The 24617-nt window shown below is 56.2% G+C and carries 24 protein-coding genes; 7 read left to right on the top strand and 17 right to left on the bottom strand.

From position 1 onward, the window contains the following. Positions 1-7 precede the first annotated feature (7 nt). The 7 genes from lepB to rpoE form a co-directional block, all read right to left on the bottom strand. Positions 8-826, bottom strand: coding sequence for a signal peptidase I (gene lepB, locus ACP3PW_RS13715; RefSeq protein ID WP_426417386.1), 819 nt, complete (start codon positions 824-826; stop codon positions 8-10). 8 nt (positions 827-834) lie between these two features. Then, positions 835-2634: a translation elongation factor 4 gene (lepA, locus tag ACP3PW_RS13710; RefSeq protein ID WP_426417294.1), complete on the bottom strand. Its 1800-nt coding sequence runs from the start codon at positions 2632-2634 to the stop codon at positions 835-837. Positions 2635-2891: 257 nt separating this feature from the next. Beyond that, complete coding sequence (locus ACP3PW_RS13705; RefSeq protein ID WP_426417293.1) at positions 2892-4292, bottom strand: DegQ family serine endoprotease; 1401 nt, start codon at positions 4290-4292, stop codon at positions 2892-2894. Positions 4293-4349: 57 nt separating this feature from the next. Further along, positions 4350-4799 carry a SoxR reducing system RseC family protein gene (locus ACP3PW_RS13700; RefSeq protein WP_426417292.1) on the bottom strand — a complete coding sequence of 150 codons (450 nt, stop codon included), beginning with the start codon at positions 4797-4799 and terminating at the stop codon, positions 4350-4352. Between the two features lie 4 nt (positions 4800-4803). Next, positions 4804-5802 (bottom strand): MucB/RseB C-terminal domain-containing protein, encoded by a 999-nt coding sequence (locus tag ACP3PW_RS13695; protein WP_426417291.1) that lies wholly within the window; start codon positions 5800-5802, stop codon positions 4804-4806. Positions 5803-5815: 13 nt separating this feature from the next. Further along, entirely contained in the window at positions 5816-6457 is a 642-nt protein-coding gene (locus ACP3PW_RS13690; protein WP_426417290.1) for a sigma-E factor negative regulatory protein, read from the bottom strand. Positions 6458-6602: 145 nt separating this feature from the next. Further along, positions 6603-7181 carry an RNA polymerase sigma factor RpoE gene (gene rpoE / locus ACP3PW_RS13685; RefSeq protein ID WP_426417289.1) on the bottom strand — a complete coding sequence of 193 codons (579 nt, stop codon included), beginning with the start codon at positions 7179-7181 and terminating at the stop codon, positions 6603-6605. 283 nt (positions 7182-7464) lie between these two features. Between rpoE and nadB the strand changes: the two genes are divergently transcribed. Next, entirely contained in the window at positions 7465-9075 is a 1611-nt protein-coding gene (gene nadB / locus ACP3PW_RS13680) for an L-aspartate oxidase (protein WP_426417288.1), read from the top strand. A gap of 39 nt (positions 9076-9114) precedes the next feature. Here the strand turns inward: nadB and ACP3PW_RS13675 are convergent, their stop codons facing one another. Then, the gene (locus ACP3PW_RS13675; protein WP_426417287.1) at positions 9115-9579 is read right to left on the bottom strand and encodes a protein YgfX; all 465 of its coding nucleotides are present in this window, start codon (positions 9577-9579) and stop codon (positions 9115-9117) included. A gap of 40 nt (positions 9580-9619) precedes the next feature. After that, the gene (locus ACP3PW_RS13670; RefSeq protein ID WP_426417286.1) at positions 9620-9874 is read right to left on the bottom strand and encodes a succinate dehydrogenase assembly factor 2; all 255 of its coding nucleotides are present in this window, start codon (positions 9872-9874) and stop codon (positions 9620-9622) included. 121 nt (positions 9875-9995) lie between these two features. On the opposite strand from ACP3PW_RS13670, the gene ACP3PW_RS13665 reads away from it, so the two are divergent. Together ACP3PW_RS13665 and ACP3PW_RS13660 are read left to right on the top strand one after the other, a co-directional pair. After that, the gene (locus ACP3PW_RS13665) at positions 9996-10994 is read left to right on the top strand and encodes a YgfZ/GcvT domain-containing protein (protein ID WP_426417285.1); all 999 of its coding nucleotides are present in this window, start codon (positions 9996-9998) and stop codon (positions 10992-10994) included. A gap of 80 nt (positions 10995-11074) precedes the next feature. Beyond that, positions 11075-11911, top strand: coding sequence for an HDOD domain-containing protein (locus ACP3PW_RS13660; RefSeq protein WP_426417284.1), 837 nt, complete (start codon positions 11075-11077; stop codon positions 11909-11911). Positions 11912-11977: 66 nt separating this feature from the next. Here ACP3PW_RS13660 and mmsB read toward each other — a convergent pair whose 3' ends face one another. From mmsB to ACP3PW_RS13635, 5 genes are all read right to left on the bottom strand, one after another. Beyond that, positions 11978-12862, bottom strand: a complete 885-nt coding sequence (mmsB, locus tag ACP3PW_RS13655) for a 3-hydroxyisobutyrate dehydrogenase (protein WP_426417283.1) — start codon at positions 12860-12862, stop codon at positions 11978-11980. A 73-nt stretch (positions 12863-12935) separates the two neighbouring features. Next, on the bottom strand, positions 12936-14072 hold the full coding sequence (locus tag ACP3PW_RS13650; protein ID WP_426417282.1) for an enoyl-CoA hydratase/isomerase family protein: 1137 nt from the start codon (positions 14070-14072) through the stop codon (positions 12936-12938). A 12-nt stretch (positions 14073-14084) separates the two neighbouring features. Beyond that, the gene (locus ACP3PW_RS13645; protein ID WP_426417281.1) at positions 14085-14885 is read right to left on the bottom strand and encodes an enoyl-CoA hydratase; all 801 of its coding nucleotides are present in this window, start codon (positions 14883-14885) and stop codon (positions 14085-14087) included. A 12-nt stretch (positions 14886-14897) separates the two neighbouring features. Beyond that, positions 14898-16058, bottom strand: coding sequence for an acyl-CoA dehydrogenase family protein (locus tag ACP3PW_RS13640; RefSeq protein ID WP_426417280.1), 1161 nt, complete (start codon positions 16056-16058; stop codon positions 14898-14900). Positions 16059-16151: 93 nt separating this feature from the next. After that, positions 16152-17648, bottom strand: coding sequence for a CoA-acylating methylmalonate-semialdehyde dehydrogenase (locus ACP3PW_RS13635; protein ID WP_426417279.1), 1497 nt, complete (start codon positions 17646-17648; stop codon positions 16152-16154). Between the two features lie 362 nt (positions 17649-18010). On the opposite strand from ACP3PW_RS13635, the gene ACP3PW_RS13630 reads away from it, so the two are divergent. The 4 genes from ACP3PW_RS13630 to ACP3PW_RS13615 all read left to right on the top strand — a co-directional run bounded on the left by ACP3PW_RS13630 (position 18011) and on the right by ACP3PW_RS13615 (position 21570). Continuing rightward, a complete protein-coding gene (locus ACP3PW_RS13630) occupies positions 18011-18829 on the top strand; it encodes an AraC family transcriptional regulator (protein ID WP_426417278.1) in 819 nt (272 codons plus the stop codon). A 108-nt stretch (positions 18830-18937) separates the two neighbouring features. Then, positions 18938-20131 carry an AGE family epimerase/isomerase gene (locus ACP3PW_RS13625; protein WP_426417277.1) on the top strand — a complete coding sequence of 398 codons (1194 nt, stop codon included), beginning with the start codon at positions 18938-18940 and terminating at the stop codon, positions 20129-20131. A gap of 42 nt (positions 20132-20173) precedes the next feature. Next, complete coding sequence (locus ACP3PW_RS13620; protein ID WP_426417276.1) at positions 20174-21061, top strand: hypothetical protein; 888 nt, start codon at positions 20174-20176, stop codon at positions 21059-21061. Between the two features lie 173 nt (positions 21062-21234). Continuing rightward, complete coding sequence (locus tag ACP3PW_RS13615; protein ID WP_426417275.1) at positions 21235-21570, top strand: hypothetical protein; 336 nt, start codon at positions 21235-21237, stop codon at positions 21568-21570. Positions 21571-21643: 73 nt separating this feature from the next. Here the strand turns inward: ACP3PW_RS13615 and ACP3PW_RS13610 are convergent, their stop codons facing one another. The 3 genes from ACP3PW_RS13610 to ACP3PW_RS13600 are packed head-to-tail and all read right to left on the bottom strand — an operon-like array spanning position 21644 to position 24479. Continuing rightward, a complete protein-coding gene (locus tag ACP3PW_RS13610; protein WP_426417274.1) occupies positions 21644-23056 on the bottom strand; it encodes an NAD(P)(+) transhydrogenase (Re/Si-specific) subunit beta in 1413 nt (470 codons plus the stop codon). Further along, positions 23056-23349 carry an NAD(P) transhydrogenase subunit alpha gene (locus ACP3PW_RS13605; RefSeq protein ID WP_426417273.1) on the bottom strand — a complete coding sequence of 98 codons (294 nt, stop codon included), beginning with the start codon at positions 23347-23349 and terminating at the stop codon, positions 23056-23058. The genes ACP3PW_RS13610 and ACP3PW_RS13605 overlap by 1 nt, the downstream gene beginning before the upstream one ends. Next, a complete protein-coding gene (locus ACP3PW_RS13600) occupies positions 23346-24479 on the bottom strand; it encodes a Re/Si-specific NAD(P)(+) transhydrogenase subunit alpha (RefSeq protein WP_426417272.1) in 1134 nt (377 codons plus the stop codon). The genes ACP3PW_RS13605 and ACP3PW_RS13600 overlap by 4 nt, the downstream gene beginning before the upstream one ends. Between the last annotated feature and the right edge of the window lie 138 nt (positions 24480-24617).

Raw genomic sequence — 24617 nt, 5'->3', positions numbered from 1 at the left:
CCTGCAACTACCTGATCGACCCATTATTCCTGAAGCTGGGGAGCTCTCCCCACTGCGGCCAGTGCATCCAGATAGCGACCGCTTCACCTACTATATTCGCTTCAGGAACAAAACCCCAATAACGACTATCGTTACTGTGATCCCGGTTATCACCCATCATAAAATAGTGCCCTTCGGGAACCACCCACTCACGCTGGGTACGCGGATCAGGTGGCGTCACGTCTTCACGAGTACTGTACTGGTGATCCCCGTGGGACTCCTCCATCACGCTGTAGGGTATGCCGCTTTGTTCAAAACGGGCCACAAAGCGCTTGTCGAGGGGCTGACCATTGACCAATACCGTCTTACCCTGATAGCGAATCCGGTCTCCGGGTAGGCCAATCACCCGCTTGATAAAGTTGATACTGGGATTACGCGGCTCGCGAAACACCATCACATCGCCTCGTTGAGGGTCGCCGACACTGATCACCTTGGTATCCAGTACCGGCAATCGAATCCCATAATTGAATTTATTCACTAGAATAAAATCGCCAATTTCCAGGGTTGGCTTCATAGAACCCGAAGGAATCTGGAACGGCTCATAGAGAAAAGAACGCAAAACCAGTACTGCCAACAGTACCGGGAACACCGAGCGACAGGTTTCAACCCAGCCCGGCTCCTTGCTCATTTCAGCCAACACCACCTCGTTCGCCAGCTCTATCTGGCCATTGGCTTCACACTGGGCCAATGCTTTTGTGCGGCGCGCTGGAGCCAGGGTCATGCGGTCAAGCAGCGTCACCAACCCTGTCACCGCAACCAAAATAACCAAGATCAGCGGAAAATTGATATCCATATTTAACTGTCCACCTTAAGTACCGCAAGGAAGGCTTCCTGTGGGATCTCCACACGACCCACCTGCTTCATGCGTTTCTTACCCGCTTTCTGCTTTTCGAGCAGCTTTCGTTTACGACTAACATCGCCGCCGTAACATTTGGCCGTTACGTTTTTACGCAGCGCCTTGACGGTTTGACGTGCAACGATCTGCCCACCGATCGCCGCCTGAATGGCTACATCGAACATCTGACGCGGAATTAGCTCTTTCATCTTCTCGGTCAACACCCGACCTTTGCCATGGGCATTATCCTTGTGCACGATCAAGGCCAGGGCATCGACCTTTTCACTATTGATTAGTACATCGAGGCGAACCAGACGCGCTGCCTGAAAACGATCAAAGCTGTAATCGAGCGAAGCAAAGCCCCGACTGACCGATTTTAGACGATCGAAAAAATCAAGCACCACTTCATTCATCGGCAGCTCGTAAGTCAGGGATACCTGCCCTCCGGTGAACTGAAGGTCTTTCTGGGTACCCCGCTTTTCAATACAAAGGGTGATCACGTTACCCAAATGCTCTTTGGGCACCAGGATATTGGCTACGACGATCGGCTCGCGCATCTCTTCGATCGAGGCGGGATCCGGTAATTTGGAGGGATTATCCACCAACGCCACCGTCCCATCACGCAGCACCACCTCAAACATAACCGTTGGCGCAGTGGTAATCAGGTCGAGGTTGTACTCTCGCTCCAGACGCTCCTGAATGATCTCCATATGCAACATCCCGAGGAAACCGCAACGGAAGCCAAAGCCCAGAGCGTCGGAGCTTTCGGGTTCATAAAACAGCGAAGCATCGTTCAGGGTCAACTTGCCCAAGGCATCACGAAACGACTCGTAGTCGTCCGAGCTGACCGTAAACAAACCGGCATAAACTTGGGGTTTAACCTGCTGAAACCCCGGAAGCATCTCCACATCAGGTGTTTTCTGGTGCGTCAAGGTATCGCCGACCGGAGCCCCTTTAATGTCCTTGATGCCGGCAATCACATACCCCACTTCTCCCGCCCGCAAGACACCGATCTCCTTGCGCTTGGGGGTAAAGATACCAACCCCGTCCACCACATGAGAATTGCCGGTAGACTTGACCAACATCTTTTCGCCCTTGCGCAAAGAACCCTGAACCACCCGCACAAGGGAGACAATGCCCAGGTAGTTGTCAAACCAGGAATCGATAATCAAAGCCTGTAGGGGTGCGTCCACATCACCTTTGGGGGGAGGAACCTCCGCCACCAGGCGCTCCAGCACATCCTCAACCCCCAAGCCGCTTTTCGCACTACAGCGCACGGCGTCTGTCGCGTCCAGGCCGATGATCTCTTCGATCTCCTGGGCGACCCGCTCGGGTTCGGCTTGGGGCAAGTCCATCTTATTGAGAACGGGGACCACCTCCAGACCTTGCTCAATCGCGGTGTAGCAGTTGGCAACTGACTGCGCTTCCACACCCTGCCCGGCGTCTACTACCAACAGGGCACCCTCGCACGCGGCCAACGAGCGGGAAACCTCGTAAGAAAAATCCACATGTCCGGGGGTATCAATAAAATTAAGCTGGTAGGTTTTACCGTCACGGGCCTCATAGTTGAGGGTCACGCTCTGCGCCTTGATGGTGATACCACGCTCTCGCTCAATGTCCATTGAGTCGAGCACCTGCGCGGCCATTTCACGATTGGAAAGTCCACCGCAGAGTTGAATGAATCGGTCGGCAATGGTCGATTTGCCGTGATCAATATGGGCGATGATGGAGAAATTACGGATATGAGAAAGGTCGGTCACAATGTATCACTAGAAAGCAGGAATCGAAGTACGAGTTTTGGCAACGTCAATCAGCGCGCGGGATGAAGGGTTAACGACAGCCTGAAATCGCATTTTGAACCAGCGCCACCGCCTTGGTGGGGTAAGCGCCGGAGACCCGCCATGAGTCCCCTGAAAAACAGGGCGCAAGTGTACCCCATATCCCCCCTGTCCGCTATGGATGGCATACCGATAAGCCGGGGCCGTTGACGGGCGCAAAACGCCCGTCTGCTTATCGCTTATTGCGGCAGCTTAAACGTGATATATCCAGGACGACCACGGCGAATAATGCGCATGGCGATGGAACGGTCCGATGGAAGCTCTGCGATCAAGGCGCTGAACTGCCTGGGTGACTCCACCGCCTGGCTATTCACATCGGAAATTACATCTCCGGGCCTGAGACCAATAGTCCGCGCAGGCCCGCCGATCACTTCGCTCACCACCACCCCATTGCCAACCTCCAGCTCCCGCTTTTGATCGTCGGTCAACGCCACAACCTTGACCCCCAGTCGATTAGCCTTCTTGGCCGACTCAGCCGGCGCCATCGCCTGACGTTGATCGGTAGGCAGCTCACCCACCGTAACATCCAGCGTGATCTGCTTGCTGTCACGAACCAGCTTCACCTTGACGGTATCTCCCGGGGGCGTCGCTCCCACAGCATGGGGAAGGTCGGATGACAGGTTGATCTTCTTGTCGCCAAAGCGAAGAATAACATCTCCATCGCGCAGGCCCGAGCGGTCTCCAGGGCCATCGGGCATCACCTGGGCCACCAAGGCGCCTGCAGCCTTTTCCAACCCGAAAGACTCCGCCAAGTCCTTGTTCACATCCTGGATGACGACACCCAGCCAGCCTCGGGAAACATAACCTTGCTCCTTGAGCTGGTCCGACACCCGCATCGCCACATCCATCGGTATCGCAAAGGAGAGCCCCATAAAGCCACCGGAGCGGGTGAAGATCTGGGAGTTTATGCCGATCACCTCGCCATCCAGATTAAACAGCGGGCCACCGGAATTGCCCGGATTGATCGCAACATCGGTCTGAATAAAAGGCACATAATTTTCGCTGGGCAAGCTTCGCCCCAGCGCACTGATAATGCCTGCGGTGACCGAATAGTCGAAGCCAAAGGGGGATCCGATAGCAACCACCCACTGTCCCGGCTCAAGATCCGCAGAATGGCCAATTTTGACCACGGGAAGTCCCTCTGCATCGATCTTCAGTAACGCCAGATCGGAGCGCTCATCGGCGCCGATGACCGTAGCCTCAAGCTCACGACGATCACTCAGGCGCACGATCACCTGGCTCGCACCGTCTACCACATGATTATTGGTGAGGATGTAACCATCCTTGGAGATAATGAATCCAGATCCCAGCGACTGCGGACGTGGCTGCCCCCCTTCTGCGCGCGGATGGGGGCGCCCAAAAAATTCCTGAAAAATATCCGGCAACGGTTGCCCGTTAGGCCCCATGATCGGCTTTGCTTCTTTTGCACCCTGCACGGTGCTGATATTAACCACTGCCGGAGACGCCTGTTTGACCAGCTGTGTAAATTCCGGCAGCTGCGCGGCCCGGGCCTGTGAAAACCATGCCAACGCGACGATCACAGCGACGCAGCGCCACAACGATGAACGATATCGATTCATTGTCACTCCTGATTACCCTTAGAGATACTTAATTTCCTGAACCCCAACCGCCTGCTATCAGGGCCCGGTCGACATCAAACCTACATGGACTACCCGCGGTTGAACCGCTCCCGAGCCCTGCAGCATGCGGCTACGCAGGGCAACAACCCCAAAACCGCCCAGCAAGCCGGCCAGTGATCCCAACATGACCCAACCTTCGCTTAGTTGCAGCCATTCGCACAAGACCAGTGCAAACAACATCAACAACAGGGGCACCAGATACACCAACAGCGCCCCCTTGATAATCACTTGCTCGGGGATGGCGATGGTCACCGTATCACCGACCCGCACAGGATAGTCATTAAGCGCACGCACGAGGTTGCAGTTCTGTGTACGGCCCAGCTTATTCAGCAGCTCCTGGCCGCACATAGCCTTCGCGCTACATTGACCGCAACTGGACTGACGACGGGTTTCAACCCAGATTGCGCCGGATTCTACCGCTACCGCGACTCCTCGCTCCTCCACCATCGTCCTACCTCTGTGCGGGCGCGATGGATACCGCGATGCGTTCGGCGGTACCCAGCGGGATCTCACCCACCACCGTCACCATGTAAAGATCTTGCTGGTCACGAAAAACCCGGGAGATCGCGGTAGTGGCACCATTGCTATCGGTAGCCTCGCTGAGCAGATTTTCCTCATCGAGCTCAACAAACAACGAAAAACTGGCAAGGCCGTCGGAATACATCTGCGAGTCGACAGGATGCTTCCCCACCGGGCTGCGGCGCTCATCGCGCTTGGTCAGGGAAAAGCCCTCGGGCACCCAACCCACCTGCCAATTCAGCGGACGATCGGTTTCATCAAACTCCAGGCGGGACTCTATACGGTGAGTAGTCACCAGCGCCTCAGGCACCTGTTCCAGCTCAATGGAGAGGCGCAACTCCTCAGGCTTAATGGCAGTAACCACCTGCAGAGAGACAAACTGCATCCGCTCCAACACCGCGCCCTTGTCATCCACCATCAATGACTTTAACAACAATCCGGTCTGCTCATCGAGCCATAGCTGATAGCCATAGCGGTGGCGATCGCCCGGCACTACATTGACCAGAATAGCCGCTCGACCAGCCACCCGATCCCTGCCGACAAATTCACTTCGATAAGAGTCTCCCAGGGCGCTAAAGCGTTCCAGCAACTGCTCGGGAGTGACCGTGGTGTCATCGTGCTCGAAGCGAAGCACCTGATCCGTATTGAGAAAGGTCACCAACTCGCCTTCTCGAACGACCTCCCGATAGGACCCGTCGAGGTAGACCATGCGCGCACGGTGCTGTTCACCGCTAAGATCACGCACGATAGAAAGGGTGTTGAGCCCCTGGGAGTTTTGGAACACGAGGTTGCCGCGAAAACTGAGGGTACGGTAGGCCTCGTTCATCGCACTCAACCAGATTTTGCTCTTGTCGTGGTTATCCGCCAGCAGGGCGCTTGACGCCAAAGAACTCAAGAGTACCCATACGATGGCTATAGATCGAGTAATCACCAGTAGTCTCGCATCAACGACTTTCAGCATTGACCAGACGGGCGAAAGGCAGCATCCCCTGATACTGACCCAGGGCGCTATTTTCAGCATGTTGCAACATATAGGTCTTCAGGCGCTGCTGAGAGATCGCGTCGGCGTACTTGCGGGCCTGCTCAATCTTGGCTGCCGTCGGCACGTTCACCGCCTCGTCAAATCCGGCTGGCAGACTGCTTGCCCCCATACGGTTGGTCAACTGAACCACCCCCGATTGATGAATAACCGCCGGGGCCTGTGCGATGTCTGAATCCAGGCTTGATGCAGAGTTAACGCTGTAATTGTAGGTCTGCATACCGAACAATACGGCCACGGTGACGCTGGCTGCGATTGCTACGCGCCCAACCCCACCGATCCAGCGTGCATAGCGTTTTCCACTCTCGATACCGCCGTGGGGCGTTTCTTCGGCAATCGCATCGCGAATAGATGCCGAAAGATCAATCGACACATGGGATACCGCCTCCTGCTTTAACACGGAGCCCAGCAACTTGTAGCGGTGGGCTGTATCTCGCAGTTCCGAATCCTGGTGCACCTCTGCCAATACCCGATGCAGTTCAAGCTCGTTAGCCTCGCAATCCCACACCGCCGACAGCGATTCCCGCAAACGTTGATCCGAACTCATTAAACACCTCAAACTTCGTTATTAGTACCAGCCCATCCGGTTGATCCCTACTCCGGTGTGCACTTGCTCTTTAACATTGACCCCAAAGGGGCCTGCCAGTTCCCTGAATTGTTATAAGGGTATTCATTTTCACGTAAACCGTACCTCACCGCAGCAGTGGCTTGATCTCCCGGTCGATCGCATCCCGCGCGCGGAAAATCCGTGAGCGCACGGTGCCCACCGGGCACTGCATAACATCCGCGATCTCTTCATAACTTAAGCCCTCAAACTCACGCAGGGTAAGCGCCGTTTTAAGGTCCTCCGGAAGACCGGAAATCGCTCGCTTTATAGTCTCTTCAACTTCATTGGTAAGCAACCGATTCTCGGGATTTTCCAGCTCCCGCAGGGGATTGCGCCCTTCGAAATATTCCGCATCATCCGCATCGACATCGGTATCTGGCGGCCTGCGACTGCGGGATACCAGATAGTTTTTGGCGGTATTGATAGCGATGCGGTAAAGCCAGGTATAGAACGCGCTTTCGCCGCGAAATTTTCCCAGCGCCCGGTAGGCTTTGATAAATGCCTCCTGGGTAACATCCTGCACCTCCTGATGATCGAACACATAGCGGCTCACCAAACCCAGGATTTTGTGCTGATATTTAATAACCAGAAGATCAAACGCGCGCTTGTCGCCCTGCTGTACGCGGGCCACCAATTGCTGATCTTCATCCTGTTGCTGGATCACTCATCTCCCCCACTGACCACCTGGCTGTGCGCCGCTACCCGCAGCATCTTTTGCCAATACCAGCGGATAGACCCCGCCAGCGTTCGTTAGTTCAAAAAACGTTAACCTCAGGTTTTTCACGCAGGTAACGTTATAAAGCTCACCCTCTGACAATGGGGGCAATTCGCTCTAAATCAAGCATGGGCCCAGGCTTGTTGAGTAGCAAGCTTGCCCTCCATGCAGCCACGCTATACCCTTGCCCTCGCCTTGCACACAAACTACGGACCCCTTGAGCGAGCCCCACATGACGATAAAACACCTCCACGACGTGCTCGTGATAGGCAGTGGCGCCGCTGGTATCAGCCTGGCACTGGAACTGGCACCCCACCTAAGGGTAGCCGTACTCAGCAAGGCCAACCTGATGGCAGGCTCCACCTCCCAAGCCCAGGGGGGTATTGCTGCAGTCCTCGACAGCACCGATAGCGTGGAACACCACACCGCCGATACGCTGACAGCGGGTGCCGGGCTCTGCCACGACGACGCCGTAAGCTTTACGGTTTCCAACAGCTCCGCAAATATTCACTGGCTCATCAATCAGGGAGTGCCGTTCACTCGCAGTAGCGACGACCCGGACGCCCCCCAAAACTATCACCTCACCAAAGAGGGTGGCCACAGCCACCGACGCGTCATCCATGCCGCAGATGCCACCGGATATGCTGTCGCCAGCACATTGATTCAAAGAGCCCGCGAAACCGACAACCTGGAGCTCTATGAAAACCGGGTAGCGATCGATCTCGTCACCCACCGCCATACGGGCAGTGATAATCCACGTTGCAAAGGCGCTTACGTCCTCAACATAGAGGCCGATCAGGTCGAACTGTTTCAGGCTCGCTGCGTGATACTGGCAACCGGCGGAGCCAGTAAGGTATACCTCTATACCAGCAATCAGGATAGCGCTAGCGGAGATGGAATCGCGATGGCCTGGCGCGCCGGATGTCGGGTCGCCAATATGGAGTTCAACCAGTTCCACCCAACGTGCCTCTACCACCCACAGGCGAAATCGTTCCTGATTACCGAAGCGGTTCGGGGAGAGGGTGGCAAGTTACTCCTCCCCGACGGAAAAAGTTTTATGGAGCGCTTCGATCCACGCCTCGAACTGGCACCACGGGATATCGTTGCCCGCGCCATCGACCATGAGATGAAGCGCCTGGGAGTGGACTGCCTCTACCTCGATATCAGCCACAAACCTGCCGCTTTCATTCTTGAGCACTTCCCTACCGTGCATGAGTGCTGCCTGGGATTCGGTATCGACATCACCCGCGAACCGATCCCGGTAGTTCCTGCCGCCCACTACACCTGTGGCGGCGTCATTGTTGACCAACACGGACGCACCGACCTCGACGGCCTCTATGCCATTGGTGAGACCAGCTTCACCGGCCTCCACGGTGCCAATCGGCTGGCCAGTAACTCCCTGCTGGAATGCATCGTCTACGCCCGTTCGGCGGCGCAGGATATCCGCCAGCAACTGGCCCACAGCTCTCCCGACCTACCCGACCTACCCGATTGGGATGAAAGTCAGGTAACCGATTCGGATGAGGATGTCATTATCGCCCACAACTGGGAGGAGCTGCGGCGTTTTATGTGGGACTACGTTGGCATCGTGCGTACCAACAAACGCCTGCAGAGGGCCAAACACCGGGTCGATATGTTATTGCAGGAGATTGACGAGTTTTACAGCAACTACAAGGTCAGCAACGACCTGATCGAGTTGCGCAACCTGGCCGTGGTCGCGGACCTGATCATCCGCTCGGCCCAGCAGCGTCAGGAAAGCCGCGGACTCCACTACACCCTGGACTACCCCCACACCAGCAGCGAAGCGGTCGACACCATCCTGGTACCGAAAAATCACCAATAATAGATGGGCACCCCCCAGAGCATCATGGATGCTCAGCAGCTACTCCGGGCAGGCATCGGAGTCCGGCGCCAGCCATCGCAGCCTTAAACGCAAGCGGCGCAGCTGCTCAGCGTCGGCACTATCGGCGAACAACACTACGGGATAGCGGCGTCCGCTGTCAGCGCCCCGGTATTGCAATACGATCAGTAGCGGAGAAACCCAGGCCTCCCCTGTCAAAATTGCGCTCTCACACAGATCGCCTGCTTCCACCCACCAGCCATCATCCTCAAGGCCAAGAGCCCGCACACTTGAGGTAAAATACAGCAGGTAGTGCTTACCCAACCACCAGATCAGCTGGGCCCATAGCAACAGGCCACCTACCAGCTTTATCCAGGGCACCAACGGCGCAATGAGCCAGAGCACGAAGATCAACGAAAAAAGGCCCAGCGCCCAATACAGCATCAAGCTACTGGCTTCGACCCTGAGGTGGGTAAAACGGTTTTCCGAGGGTACTACCGAATCCATGGCGGCACCTTCCATCAAAGAGGAGAAAAGGGATTAGTCGCTAGCCGGGATGAACCCGATTGATAATAATATTAACGATACGCTCAAGATCCGGGTCTTGCGGCACCTCTTTGCGCATAAACCAGGCAAACATATCCTGATCTTCGCTCGTCAGTAGCTTCTCGTAGCGAGCCTGGTCCGCCTCGGACAGATCGTTAAAGGCCTCTTTCAAAAAGGGCACCAGCAGCACATCCAGCTCTAGCATACCCCTGCGGCTATGCCAAAACAGGCGGTTGAGTTCCTCTTGCGACTTCATCTACCGATCTCCGATTGTCCACGCGAATTGGGCGGCTATTATAGCCACTTCTGTGTCACTGTTGCCATTGGCGCTTTTGTTCTATCATCGACCTCCCAATGACATCAGGAGTTCGCGCTCAATGAGCACCCCATGGCAACAGTTCCTGCAACAGCAGCCCGCCCCACGCTCCCCTTCCGGCGACGACAGCTGGTTTTGTGACCTCTCGTCCTGGTCCATCCTGTCGGTCCAGGATGGTAACCCCAAGCAGTTTCTGCAGGGCCAACTTACCTGCGACCTTAACCGTCTCGAGCCACACACCAGCTCACTCGGTGCCTGTTGCAATGCCAAAGGGCGAATGCTGAGCAACTTCCGCATTCTGCCCAACGCCAGCGGTTACTGGCTAGTGATGCAAGAATCGATCGTGGACACGAACATCGCCCACCTGAACAAATTTGCCGTCTTCTTTCGCAGCAAGCTCGCCAATGCCGGCGACAGCTCCGCTGGTATCGGCCTGGTCGGTCCCGAGGCCCAACAGTGGCTGCAACAACAGGGTGCCGCGGTCCCCGCAAACGGCGAATGGGAAGAGTTTCTGAGTGGCCAACTCATCTGCACCGATGAGCAGGAGCTGCGTTACCAACTGTGGCTCCCTCTGGAGGCCGCGTACAAACTCTGGGGTGAGCTGAAAAGCGTCCTGCCACGACTGCCTCAGGAGCAATGGTCACTGGCCGATATTCGCCAGGGTATCGCTTGGGTAAACAGCACCACGTACGAACTTTACACTCCTCATCAGTTTAATATGCAGGCACTGGGGGGGATCAGCTTCCGCAAAGGCTGCTACACCGGGCAGGAGATCGTGGCCCGCATGCAACACTTGGGAAAAGCTAAAAACCGTCTTTATCGAGCTCGCAGCAGCGAACTACCCGAACAGCTTCCAGCCCCGATTAAAGACGACGCAGGTCGCAACGTGGGAGAGGTCATTAGTTGCGCCAAAACCGATAGCGACAGCGAACTGCTCGCCGTCATTCGTAATGACGCCGCCGAAGACAAAACACTGCTTTTCGATGAGAATAAGGTTCTCACGGTGGCGGAACTTCCCTATGCTATAACTAACAGGGAGCATCTGCAGGAAGAGGCCTGAATCGAGCCTTTCATACCTCCAGCGCTACCGAACCGAATATCAGTACGCAATAACGACAACAGGCAACAGTGATTTAATCTATGAGTGATCTTGCAGCCAGTATTCTCGAGCAGCTAACCAGCGCCATCGAGAAGGACCAACTTACCCTCCCCACCCTACCGGAAGTTGCCCTGCGGGTGAGGGAAGCGGCAGAAGACCCCAACGTCGATGTACGCAAAATTTGCGCGGTCATCGGGAACGACGCGGCGATCAGTGCTCGTATCATCAAGGTGGTCAACTCCCCCCTGATGCGTGGCAGTCGCGAAATCGACAATCTGCAAAACGCGGTCAGTCGGCTGGGTATTACCTACTCCTGCAACCTCGCCACCGGGCTTGCCATGGAGCAGATGTTCCAGGCTACCAACGATATGGTCGATCAGTTTATGCGCGACACCTGGCAACAGAGTGTTGAGATCGCGGGCATATCCCATGTGCTTTGCCGCCAATACACTCGTCTGGCACCCGACCAAGCAACCCTTGCCGGCCTGTTGCACCGTATCGGCGTGCTGCCGATACTGACCCATATCGAGGACAGCGGCGAGATACCCGACGAAGCCACGCTGCGCCAGGTCATCGAAGAGATTCACCCGATACTGGGCAGCAAGATCCTGCGCACATGGGATTTCCCTGCCGAAATCGCCGATGTTCCCCAGGAATCGGTTAACTTCAGCCGCGACGGTGGTGCCAAGGCGGACTACGCCGATATCGTAATGGTGGCTATGCTGCAAACGGTAGCGGGCACCGATCACCCCTTCGCCCAACTGGACTGGAGCCAGATTAAAGCCTTTGAAAAACTGGGGCTCGACCCGGAAGTGGATATGAACGAAGGCGAAGATCTCAGCGCAGAGATGGAAGCGGCGATGGCGCTACTGGGGTAATCGTATTAACCGCAATAAAAAAACGGCGCTCAATATGCGCCGTTTTTTTATTGCGGTTAAAAAGGATCAGATATCGCTGAACAGTTTCTGAATACTTGAAAAATCCAGCGCTCCGCTGCCCTTGCTACTGTGCATCGCATACAGGCTGCGCGCCAACGAACCCATCGGGGTAGAGCTGCGGGTTTGCAGCGCGGCCTCCATCGCCAAACCGAGATCTTTGGCCATTAAATCAACTCCAAATCCCCCCTGGTAGCCGTTGCTTGCGGGCACCGATTCCATCACACCCGGATAGGGGTTATAGAGCTCCAGCGCCCAGTTGCGCCCGGAACTCTTTTGCATGATGTCCGATAACACCTTGGGGTCCATTCCATTAGCAACACCCAACTGAATCGCCTCCGCGCTGCCTGCCATCAAAACCGCCAGCAGCATATTGTTGCAGATCTTTGCTACCTGGCCAGCGCCGCTATCGCCAGCATGGAAGATGTTCTTACCCATCTTTTCCAATAGCGGGTGCGCCTGTTCAAACGCTGCGTTGCTGCCCCCAACGATAAAAGTCAGGGTGCCTGCGGCCGCTCCTGCGGTCCCACCCGAAACCGGGGCATCGATCATGGTGATGCCCTTTTCGGCGGCGGCACTGGCCACCTTACGCGCGGACTCCGGAGCAATGGTGCTGCTATCGATCACCAGGGTGTTACGATCGATGGTGCTCAACAGACCTGACTCGCCCAGATACAGCCCTTCAACATGCTGGCTCGCTGGCAGCATAGAGATCAAAACCTGCACTTCTGATGCAGCCTCAGCGGCGCTGGCAACCGAGGCCGCCCCCGCGTCCACCAACGACTGTACCGCGCTGGGCACCAAATCAAACACCTTTAGACTATGCCCGGCCGCGACCAGGTTTTTTGCCATCGGGCCACCCATGTGGCCCAAACCGATGAATCCAATTTCCATTGCTGCACCTCTTGTTTTTATCGTAAGACAGTTTTTATCGTTAAACGGTAATCATCCCGCAGTACGGCCTGGGCTACAGGTCCGCTAATGGGTGCATCGCCTGCCCCCATTGCGGTTGGTAAAAACGATCCAACCAGGGCTGCGACACCGCATCGAGCGATGCCGGTTCCCACTGCGGTTGGTTATCTTTATCGATCAATAGCGCACGTACCCCTTCTCGGAACTGACCCAAAAGCGCGCACTGCACCGACACCACCAACTCTTGCTGAAACACCTCCTTCAGCGATAAATGACGACATCTCGCTATTTGTTCAACCACCAGATACACCGATGTCGGACAACCATGGCTAAAAGTTTTGACGGCACGCTGCAACCAGCGATCCTCGGTTTCCAGCTTCAGGCAATCATCGAGACATTGCTGCAGGGTGCTGTGATCCATAAGTCGGTTGATCAGATCATAGTGCTTGCGCAATAGCGAGGCGGGCAAGTTATGGATAGAACTCTTCTCAAATCGTCGCAACAAGCGGGTCACCCGATCGTGATTATCCTCATTAACTGAACTCCAGCTTTCGGTACAGAGCGCATCACAAAGAGCGCCGTGCTCGGAATTATTGAGGAAGCGGTCTGCCAAACCGGCAAACAGGGCATCGGCGGCGTTCAACGGCGCGGCAGTCAGGCCAAGAAACTTACCCACCTGGCCCGGCATCCTGGCAAGAAACCATGACCCGCCGACATCCGGGTACAGGCCAATACTGATCTCAGGCATCGCCAATCGGGTGGTCTCGGTTACGATACGGTGACTGGCCCCGGACATCAGCCCTACCCCTCCTCCCATAACGATCCCCTGCCCCCAGCAAATCAGGGGTTTTTCATAACAGTGAATCAGGTAATCGAGGCGATACTCGCGGCTGAAAAAATCGACCGCGTAGGGAGGCTCTCCCTTGTCATTAGAATCCGGTTTATCCATGGACTCGTAAAGCAGGCGAATATCCCCCCCTGCGCAAAACGCTTTCTCGCCGGCGCCTTGTAGCACAACGCAAACCACGGTGTCGTCCTGTTGCCAATGCAATAGTTGCTCATAAAGCAGATCGATCATTTCGAGGCTAAGGGCGTTAAGCGCTTTCTCGACATTAAGGGTAGCAAAGGCCACCTGGTAATCGCCCGCCTGACGAGTATTGAACAATACGGGGGCTGCCTTAGGGTGCGTCATGTTGTGGTGCCCTCAACCATTTTTCCATTCGGGTTTACGTTTTTCCAAAAAGGCATTTACGCCCTCTTTTTGATCCTGTGTATCAAACAGGTCGACAAAAAGCTCGCGCTCGACGGGTAACGCCTGTGCCAGCGGGTTGCTGCGGGCAGCCTGAACCAGGGTTTTGCATACTGCAACGCTGCTGGGGCTCTGCCTGGCGGCGCCTTCGGCTAGTTTTAGTGCCGCGTCAAGTGATTCACCTCGGGGCACGACCTGCTCTACCAACCCAATACGTTCAGCCGTTGCAGCGTCGACTTTGTCGCCGCACAGGATCATCCGCTTCGCCCAGCCTTCGCCCACCAACCAAGGCAGATTTTGGGTGCCTCCTGCGCAGGGTAGCAACCCCACGGCCGCTTCCGGCAACGCCATCACCGCCTGCTCTTCGGCAATGCGGATATCGCAGGCCAGTGCGCACTCAAGTCCTCCCCCCATGGCATAACCATTAACCGCCGCGATCGATACGCCGCGAAATGCGCTCAGGGTTTCGAAGGCATGCCCAAACAAGCGCGCCATCTGCCGTGCCCGAGCCTTGTCACCATCGGCAAACAACTTGAGGTCGGCACCGGCGGAGAAAAACTTCTCTCCCTGACCGGTAATGACCAACGCGTAAATATTGGAGTCGGCGTTCAACGCCTCTACCAGCGTCACCAGGCCCGACAGACTCTCAGCATCCCAGGTGTTGGCCGCCGGGTTGTTGATGGTGATCAATGCGGTGTGGTCACGCACCTCAACCAGTAACTTTTTCGTAATCTTGGAATAGGCAATGCCGTTCATGAACTCTCCTCATTAACGAATAATATCGACGGCACCTTCCATCAACAGGCGTCGGCCGATGATGACACGCATAATTTCATTGGTGCCTTCCAGAATCTGGTGCACCCTCGCATCACGCACGAAGCGCTCCAGAGGGTACTCTCGAATATAGCCATAACCGCCATGAATCTGCAGTGCTTCGTTGCAGATATCGAAGCAGCGATCGGTAGCGAAACGCTTGGCCATCGCGCTATAGGTGGTGGCATCGGGGTCACCACTATCGAGCTTGCAGGCGGCCAAACGAACCATCTGCCTTGAAGCCACCAGCTCGGTTGCCATATCCGCCAACTTGAACTGAAGTGCCTGAAAACTGGCCAGTGTTTTACCGAACTGCTTGCGTTCATGCATATACCGCTGCGCTTGCTCAAGCGCGGCCTGCGCTACCCCTAACGAACAGCTGGCAATATTAATACGCCCACCATCGAGCCCCTTCATGGCGATTTTAAAACCATCGCCCTCCGAGCCCAGTAAATAACTTACCGGGACCCGAACCTCTTCGAAAGTGATCATGCGCGTAGGCTGTGAGTTCCAGCCCATCTTCTCCTCTTTGCGTCCGTAGACAATACCGGACGCATCCGCTGGAACCACTATACAGGAGACACCCGCCGCCCCCGCTTCGCCGGTCCGCGCCATCACCACCAACAGATCCGTAGACCCCGCACCGGAGATGAACACCTTGGAGCCATTGAGTACATACTCATCGCCCTCTCGCCGTGCACTGGTGCGTAATGAAGCGGCATCGGAACCCGCATTGGGTTCGGTTAGGCAATAGGATGCCAACAACTCACCACTCACCAGCCCTTCACAGTAGTGCTCGCGGGTCGCATCGTTGGCAAAACTGCACAGCATCCAGGTGGCCATATTGTGGATCGTGAGATACGCCGTTGTGGAGGTACAACCTCGCGCCAGCTCCTCAAAGATCAGGCTCGCATCGAGTCTGCTCATCCCCATGCCACCGCTTTCAGCCGGGGAATAAATACCGCAGAACCCCAGCTCACCGGCACGTTTGATCACATCGAGCGGAAAGAGCTGCTCGGCGTCCCACTGCGCCGCATGGGGGGCCAGTTCGCTATCAGCAAACTGCTTCGCCATGGCACAAAAGGCCTGCTGATCTTCATTCAGGTTAAAATCCATCACAGTCTCCAGATACGACGCGCCCCCCTGCATTGGGCTGTCGCTTAGTATGGCAGCGATCCATCATCAGTCGACGGACCGCCTCAGGTTACATTAACCCAGATTGATGGTCATATTAGGACCACTGTTCATGCCCTGGTCGAACCAGCGCGCGGTGATGGTTTTGGTTTCCGTGTAAAACCGCACCGCCTGTTTACCATAGGCGTGCTGGTCACCATAGAAGGAGTTCTTCCAGCCAGTGAAGGAGAAGAAAGGCAGCGGCACCGGAATCGGTACGTTGATACCCACCTGGCCCACATCGATATGATGCTGGAAGTGGCGAGCCGAAAGCCCCGATGAGGTAAAGATCGAGGTTCCGTTACCGAACGGGCTGTTGTTCACCAACAAGATAGCTTCGTCGAGACTCTCGGCTTCCATGGTGCAGAGTACCGGCCCGAAGATCTCCTCTTTGTAAACCGACATATCAGGTGTCACCTTATTGAACAGGGTAGGTCCCACCCAATTACCATCGGGGTATCCCTCCACCACACAATCGCTACCATCGAGCAGGCACTCGGCACCCTCGGCTTTACCCTGGGCGATCAGGCTCAACACACGCTCACGGGCCTGGGCCGATATCAGCGGGCCGTAACCCGCCTGTCCGTCATCCCACGCACCCGGTTTCACATTCGCCATGGCTTCCTTGAGCTCAGGAATCCAGTTGGCGGCCTCACCAACAAATACTGCAACACTGATCGCCATGCAACGCTGGCCGGCAGCACCCACCGACGCGCCCACAAGATTGTTAATGACCTGATCCTTATCGGCATCGGGCATCACCACCATATGGTTCTTGGCTCCCGTCATCGCCTGTACCCGCTTAAGGTGATCGGTACCGGTGCGATAAACGTGCTGGCCGACATTAACCGAGCCCACGAAAGAGATGGCACGCACTTCCGGGTGGGTCAGCAGAGTATCTACCTGCTCACGTCCGCCGTGCACTACCTGCAGTAACCCCTTGGGGAAACCCGCCTGCTGGAACAGCTCGGCGAGGCGGTTAGGTGTCATGGGATCCTGTTCGGAAGGCTTGAGAATGAAACTGTTCCCGCATGCGATCGCCAGCGGGAACATCCACAGTGGAATCATCGCCGGAAAATTAAAGGGGGTAATACCGGCGCACACACCCAACGGCTGCAGGTAGCTATAGGTATCGATGGCGCGGGCCACATTTTCTGCGGTCTCACCCATCAGCATGCTGGGGATATTGCACGCCTGCTCGGCAACTTCAATGCCACGCCATACATCGCCCTTGGCATCGGCAAAGGTTTTGCCGGTCTCTTTGGCCAGAATCTCGGCAAGCTCGTCGTGGTGCTCCTTAAGCAGGGCCTGATAGGTCATCATAAAGCGTGCGCGCTCGGAGGGCGGAACGTCACGCCACTGTTCGAACGAGGCCTTGGCGCCACTGATCGCGAGTTCCATCTCCTCGGGCGTGGCAAAAGGCACAGTGCAAAGCACCTCCTGGGTCGCCGGGTTAGTAACAGGAAGTGGCTGTGCGCAGAGGCTTTGCTGCCACTCGCCATTGATCAGCTGGGGTATGGTGTTTGCGGTCATCGTAGGTCACCCATCGGTTGTAGCGTTATCGTGAATACTGCTGTTGTTATAGCTGTTGTTATAGGTAGAGATACCGGTATTGCTAAGACTGTGGCGTAGAGACGGCGACCGATCCTGTTTTGTTATAGATCATCGCCTCGCCTTTTTGAATAGCTGCAGACAGCATCATTTGTACCACGATGCCCAGCGGATAAGGATTGACTAAATTGCTCGCGTGATGGACTATTTTGCTATACAAATTTAGCCTAGAAAACTAACATGAAATCAACTATTACTATATTTTTCAAACTGTTATGAATGATATATCGTCTGGCTGGCCGCTCCCAGTCGAAGGAATTCGTTTTATAACCCCTGATTTCCTGGTGCGAAAACTGGCCGCACACCCACTGACCCAGGACTGTTACCCACTGGGCTTTGGTTACTATCCCAACGCCACCAACCACCGTATGGAGCGGCGTCATCACGACGACAACCTGTTGATGTTCTGTACTCACGGCTCGGGCGAAGCCCGGCTGGGCAGCCAGCACTACCGGATTCACGCGGGCGAACTCCTCCTCCTCCCTCGAGGGCAATCCCACATCTATCAATCCGCTCCGAACGACCCCTGGACCCTCTACTGGTTTCATTTTGACGGACTGCACAGTGACTTGATGATGGATCGCCTGCAACAGCTGGCGGAAGGACCGGTACTCCAAACCGGTTTGCAGGCGAAGCTCCTCAGCGACTTTGGTAGCCTGATGAGTCTGCGCGATGGTGGCTACCAGCTGGATAATTTCATCTATGCTTCCAACCATATCGCGCAGATGCTCAGTTACGTGGCGCTAGTGATTCGCCCACGACTGAAATTGAAGTCGGGCAGCTACCTCGACCTCGACCGTATTCACAGTCTGATGCAGGAAAACCTGCACCAGCATCTCGACCTCGATACCATCGCTGCCAGCGCCAGTATCTCCAAGTACCACTTTTCCAAAAAGTATAAAGAGCTCACAGGATACTCCCCCATCCAGCATTTCATTCACCTCAAGATGCAGCACGCCTGCTACCAGCTCGATATCTCCGACAAGAGCATTCAGGAGGTGGCGGCCCAGCTTGGCTACGACGACGCCTACTATTTCTCGCGCCTGTTCAGCAAAATACTGGGGGTATCCCCCACCCAATACCGTGCCCACAAGCACCGCTAGAGCGAATATCGACCCGCATAAAAGGACAAACCGGAGCTATCGCTGGCAACCGCCCCCCCGCTATAATGGGCTTTCACTCTCTGGCCCCGGTAATCGCCCCCGGCAACTATGACGACTTCCTTCTCCTCACCACTGGGTAATGCTGCCGACAGGCAGTTGGCCCGCATCGAACACTATCTGTTCGGGGCCTTGCTGCCGATGTGGCGCGAGCACGGCATAGACCAGCAACACGGCGGCTTCTTCGAGCGACTGAACCAACAACTGCAACCCCAACCGGTCGACACCAAACGACTGCTGGTGCAGTGCCGGCAAATCTTCGTCTACAGCCTCGCCTACGCGACCAAAGGTCTGCAGGAAGACGCCGACGCTGCCCGCCAGGGGTTCGATTTTCTCTGCGCCCACTACCTCGATCGGGACCAAGGCGGCTGGTTTTTCAGCACCCATGACAATGGCCGCGTAAAAGACGCCACCAAAGACGCCTACGGCCACGCCTTCGTCCTCTTCGCCTGCGCCCACTACTACCGGGCATTCAAGGACGAAACTGCCCTCTCGATGGCGGCCAATACCACCGCCATCCTGCTGCAAAAGCTGCGCGACCCGGCCAGCGGGGGTTTCTTTGAGGCCGCCGACGCCCACTGGAACCCTCGCCCGGCTATCCGTCGCCAAAACCCCCACATGCACCTTCTGGAGGCGTTTATCGCGCTTTACCAGACCGAAAAAGGTGGGCAGCAGGGTCGCTATCGACAGCTGGCCAACAGCATTCTGGACCTTTTCGAGCGGTACTTCTTTGATGCTGAAAGCTCCACCCTGGGGGAGTTTTTTGACGACAATTGGCGCCCCCACCAGGAGCGTGGGCACCTGATCGAACCCGGCCACCATTACGAGTGGTACTGGCTCCTGATGGACTACGATATCAGCCGCAACTCTCCAGCGCGCTGCGCTCAGGCCGAAGCACTCTATCGCTGGGCAGAGGTGCACGGTTTGGATACCCAGCTGGGCGGCATCTATAATGAAGTGAGCCGCAGTGGTGAGCCGGTCGATACCAGTAAACGAATCTGGCCCGTCACCGAGTGCATCAAGGCCCGCGCGATCCGTTATCAGTTGCAGGGCGAGCCTCAGGACCTGTGCAATCTCTATAAACAGCTCGATTATCTCTTCGCCCATTACCTGCAGCCCGACGGGCGCTGGCATGAATACCTGCAACGGGATAACCAACCTCACCCCTACGACCTTCCGGGCAGCACCGGTTACCACCTGTTTCTTGGATTAATGGAGGCGCGGCGAGTGCTTGCAGGGGCCTAGCAAACCCGTCGCAAATGCCATCCTATAAGAGCGCGATCACCGATGCCCTTGGAAGAAACCCTCACCGACTACTACCGCCCTGCGTTGATGACCTCGGTCCAACGCATCATCAACGACCCCGAATCCGACACCCATTGCTGGGTGATCACCGGGCAAAGCAACTTCCACCCCCGGGATTACCAGTGGCCCGACCAACCTGGTGACCAGGGTGTTCTTGAGATGGGGAGCTTACGCTGGCCCCTGAGTGACTGCCTTATTGCCGCGACCCGTGACCCTGCCGGACCGTTTTGTATCGGCCAGGCGATTGCTGTCAAACGAGGCGAAACGGGTTGGATTTTCTGCATCGCTCACCGCATCGACTGCGCACCCGGAACACTGTCCCTACGCGAAGGCGATCAGGTCAGCCTTCACCTCGATACCGATTACCGAGCAGGTCTCAGTCAGGCCCACAGCGCCTGCCACCTAATGTCACTGGCACTAAACCGGGCACTTGCCAGCTACTGGCGCAAATCGGTACCCGTGGATGCCTACGGTAGCCCCGACTTCGACCGCCTGGCCATCGAGCACTCGCAGATTGATACCCATAACAGCCGCGACCGGTATCGGCTTGGAAAATCCCTGCGCAAAAAAGGCTTCGACCGTCAGCGCTTGGTCGATACGATCGGACGGGTCGAAAGCACCGTTAATGCCTGCCTCAGGCACTGGGTATCCCAGGGCAGCCCCATCAGCGTTAATCGAGAGCCACTGCCGCTACTGGCCCGAAGAGAGTGGCATACTCACCTCGATGGCAAAGAGATCCGTATCCCCTGCGGCGGTACCCACTGCGATGCGTTATCGCGCCTTGGAAGGGTGAAGGTCACGCTGGGGCTTGATGACAGTGCCGAGCAACTCACCGCCATAACTCGAGTGTCAGGCAACGGCAGCGAGTAGTGATCCCGACGAACTGTGAGAAAGTTCCTTGATCGGCACGCCGACAACGCTTAGGGTTCCAGCCATAAACGGGAACAGGAGATGCTGGAGGTCAGAGGTCAGATCAGAGAGCAGAAACAGCCCACCGACCCAATCATCAGTACAAGTAAATGTCAGACAGCGTAGGAGCCGTCATGAACCATCAAAGCACGCAAAAATCTCTGGGATTACTGCTGGATATAGCCCCAGGCTGCCCGCAAAACTGCTGCACCCTGAGCCAGATGATGGTGAAAAAATTACAACATCGCTTCGGCGAGCACGCCGTTCAGGACAGCTGCGAAGGCGAGCGCGTGGAGGATGGACTGGTCTGTGGCGACCTCTGTCGCATCAAACTGGACCATACCGACGACGGCCATACCCAGGTAATCGATACCATCGTGCACCTGACCCAAAGCATCCAGCAGCAGTTTCAGCTGCAGGAGCAACAGTTCAGGGTTCGCCTAGCAGGCCAGGCCGCACCTATCGCTTGATAGCATCTACGGTAAACAAAAACGGCAGCCATTGGCTGCCGTTTTTGTTTACCGATTACCGAAACGATCTGCGTCAGAGCTTTTTCAGGTACTGAATCAGGTCACCGACCACTTTCTGGCCATCGCCATAGAGCATCTGCGTGTTCTCCTGATAGAACAGTGCGTTCTCAACACCTGAAAAGCCGGTTCCGGCCCCACGCTTAACCACAATGACGTTCTCCGCTTTAGCCGCATCCAGCACCGGCATGCCATAGAGCGGGCTCGACTTGTCATTGCGCGCATCGGGATTGACCACATCATTGGCACCGATCACCAGCGCCACCGTCGCGGACGGGAAGTCGGGATTGATCTCATCCATATCGAATATCTTGTCGTAAGGCACACCGGCCTCTGCCAACAGCACGTTCATATGCCCCGGCATTCGCCCAGCCACCGGGTGGATACCAAACTTGACCGATACGTTGTTCTCTTCCAGCAACTCAGCCAGCTCCCACACCTTATGCTGGGCCTGGGCGACCGCCATACCGTAGCCCGGCACGATGATCACCTGGCTGGCATAGGCCATCATAATCGATGCATCCTGGCTCTGGATCTCCTTCATTGATCCCTCTATCTCGCTCGCCTCTCCGCCCGCACTGGCCTGACCGAAACCTCCAAACAGTACATTCCATACCGAGCGGTTCATCGCCTTGGCCATCAACTGGGTTAACAGGGTGCCCGCCGAACCCACAACCGTACCGGCAATGATCATTGCAGCGTTATCGAGTACGTACCCCTCCAGACCCACCGCAAGACCCGTAAGGGCGTTAAAGAGGGAGATCGCCACCGGCATATCGGCGCCACCCACCGGGGTGGTCACAAACACCCCCAGCACCAGCACCAGCGCGAAGAACAGCAATACAACCAGGGTGCTATCGGTGTCGAACAAACGCACCCCAAGGTAGACCACCACCGCCAGTAGTATCAGATTGACCCAATGCTGTTGCGGAACCAGCGAAGTCCTCTTGAAACGACCATCAAGCTTAGCCCAGGCGACCAGCGACCCACTAAAGGACAGGGTTCCGATAAACGCACCCACGATCGCCACAATCGCCACATCGGTACTGAGAATCGTGCTCACCCCGATGCCGGGGATACCCTGGGTTTGGTCGATAGCACCAAACAGCTCCACCGCCGCGATCGCTCCGGCCGCGCCACCACCCATGCCATTGAACAGCGCAATCATCTGCGGCATATCCACCATGGGAACGGACTTGCCCTTCTGCCAGGCGTAACCGCCACCAACAGCAATCGCAATCACCATCAATACGTAGTTAGAAACCCCATGCAGCGACGGATCAAGGAAGGTGACCAGAGTCGCCAACACCATACCCACGCCTGCCCAGAGGATTCCCCGGCGCGCCGTTACCGGCGAACTCATCTGTTTAAGCCCAAGAATAAAGAGCACCGCTGCCAGGAAGTAACTGGCTTGAATCATAATAACCATCAGCCCTTACCCCCCTTGCTGCTCTTGAACATCTCCAGCATTCGTTCGGTCACCACGTAGCCTCCGACGGCGTTACCTGCCGCCAATAGCACAGCGATAAAACCGACCAGCTGCTGACCCAATGTATTCGCGTGCCCCAGCGCAACCATCGCTCCTACCAGTACGATACCGTGGATAAAATTGGAACCCGACATCAGCGGTGTGTGCAGGATGACCGGCACCCGCGCGATGACCTCGTAGCCGGTAAACCCAGCCAATAGAAATATGTAGATTGCTGCCCAACCTTCAATCATGACTTCTCTCCTTCAATCCGTTCCCGCGCCGGTTCGAAGCGGATCTCACCGTCATGGGTCAGGCAACTGTCGGTCAACACCTGGTCTTCCCAGTCGATCGACAACTCGCCCTCGTTGATCAATAGTTTGCAGAAGTTCAGCAGATTCTTGGCGTACATCTCACTGGCGTGGATCGCCAGCATACTGGGGACATTCAACGGGCCATAGACCGTCACCCCGTTGTGCTCGATCTGCTCATCGACCTGGGTCAATTCACAGTTACCGCCACCTTCAGCCGCCATATCGACGATCACCGAACAGGCATGCATCGATTCGACCATCTCCTTGGTGATAATGCGCGGCGAAGGGCGCCCCGGAATCGCCGCCGTGGTAATCACCACATCGGAGGCCGCTACCCGCTGGGCAAGCACCTCTTGCTGGCGAGTTTTCTCCTCGTCGGTCAGCTCGCGAGCGTACCCACCCAGTCCATCGGCCGACACGCCAGTATCAACAAAGCGTGCCCCCAGGGACTCTACCTGCTCCCGCGCCGCCGAGCGCACATCGTAGGCTTCCACAATCGCGCCGAGGCGCCGCGCCGTAGCGATCGCCTGCAACCCTGCCACTCCGGCTCCGACCACCAACACCTTGGAGGGTCGTATGGTTCCTGCCGCTGTCGTCAACATAGGGAAAAACTTGCCGGAAATAGACGCTGCCATCAACACCGCCTTATACCCCGCCAGCGAGGCTTGCGAGGTCAAAGCGTCCATCGACTGAGCACGGGAGATACGGGGAATCAACTCCATCGCAAAAGAGGTGATACCCTGCTCCTTCATCGCCACAATACCCTCGTCGTTAGCGAAGGGGGCCATAAAACTGACACAGATCGTGCCCTTTTTCATCGCCGCCACCTCAGTGGGGGTTGGAGGCAGCACCTTCAGTAAAACATCTGCTGATTCGATGACCTTCTTACCCGCCTTATAAATTTTTGCGTCGACAAAAAGCTCATCGGCATGGCCTGCCGACATCCCCACTCCGCTTTGCAACACCAGACTAGCGCCGAGTCCCTGCAGGCGCGTTGCCACCTCGGGAATGATCGCTACACGTCGTTCCCCCTTTTTGATCTCCTTGGGTACAGCCACCGATACCGCCATGCAGTTTCCTCCAGCCAAATAGCACCACATTCAAAGAGATCCCCACGCAATACACTTACAATACGCAGGGACAACAATCCACATATCACTATAGCAGCTGAGTATGAGAGCGCCTCTTTTTAGCCCGCTTCACGATAA

This window comes from Aestuariirhabdus sp. LZHN29, from assembly GCF_049985285.1.
Lineage (GTDB): Bacteria > Pseudomonadota > Gammaproteobacteria > Pseudomonadales > Aestuariirhabdaceae > Aestuariirhabdus.
This window is presented reverse-complemented; position numbering and strand designations above follow the sequence as displayed.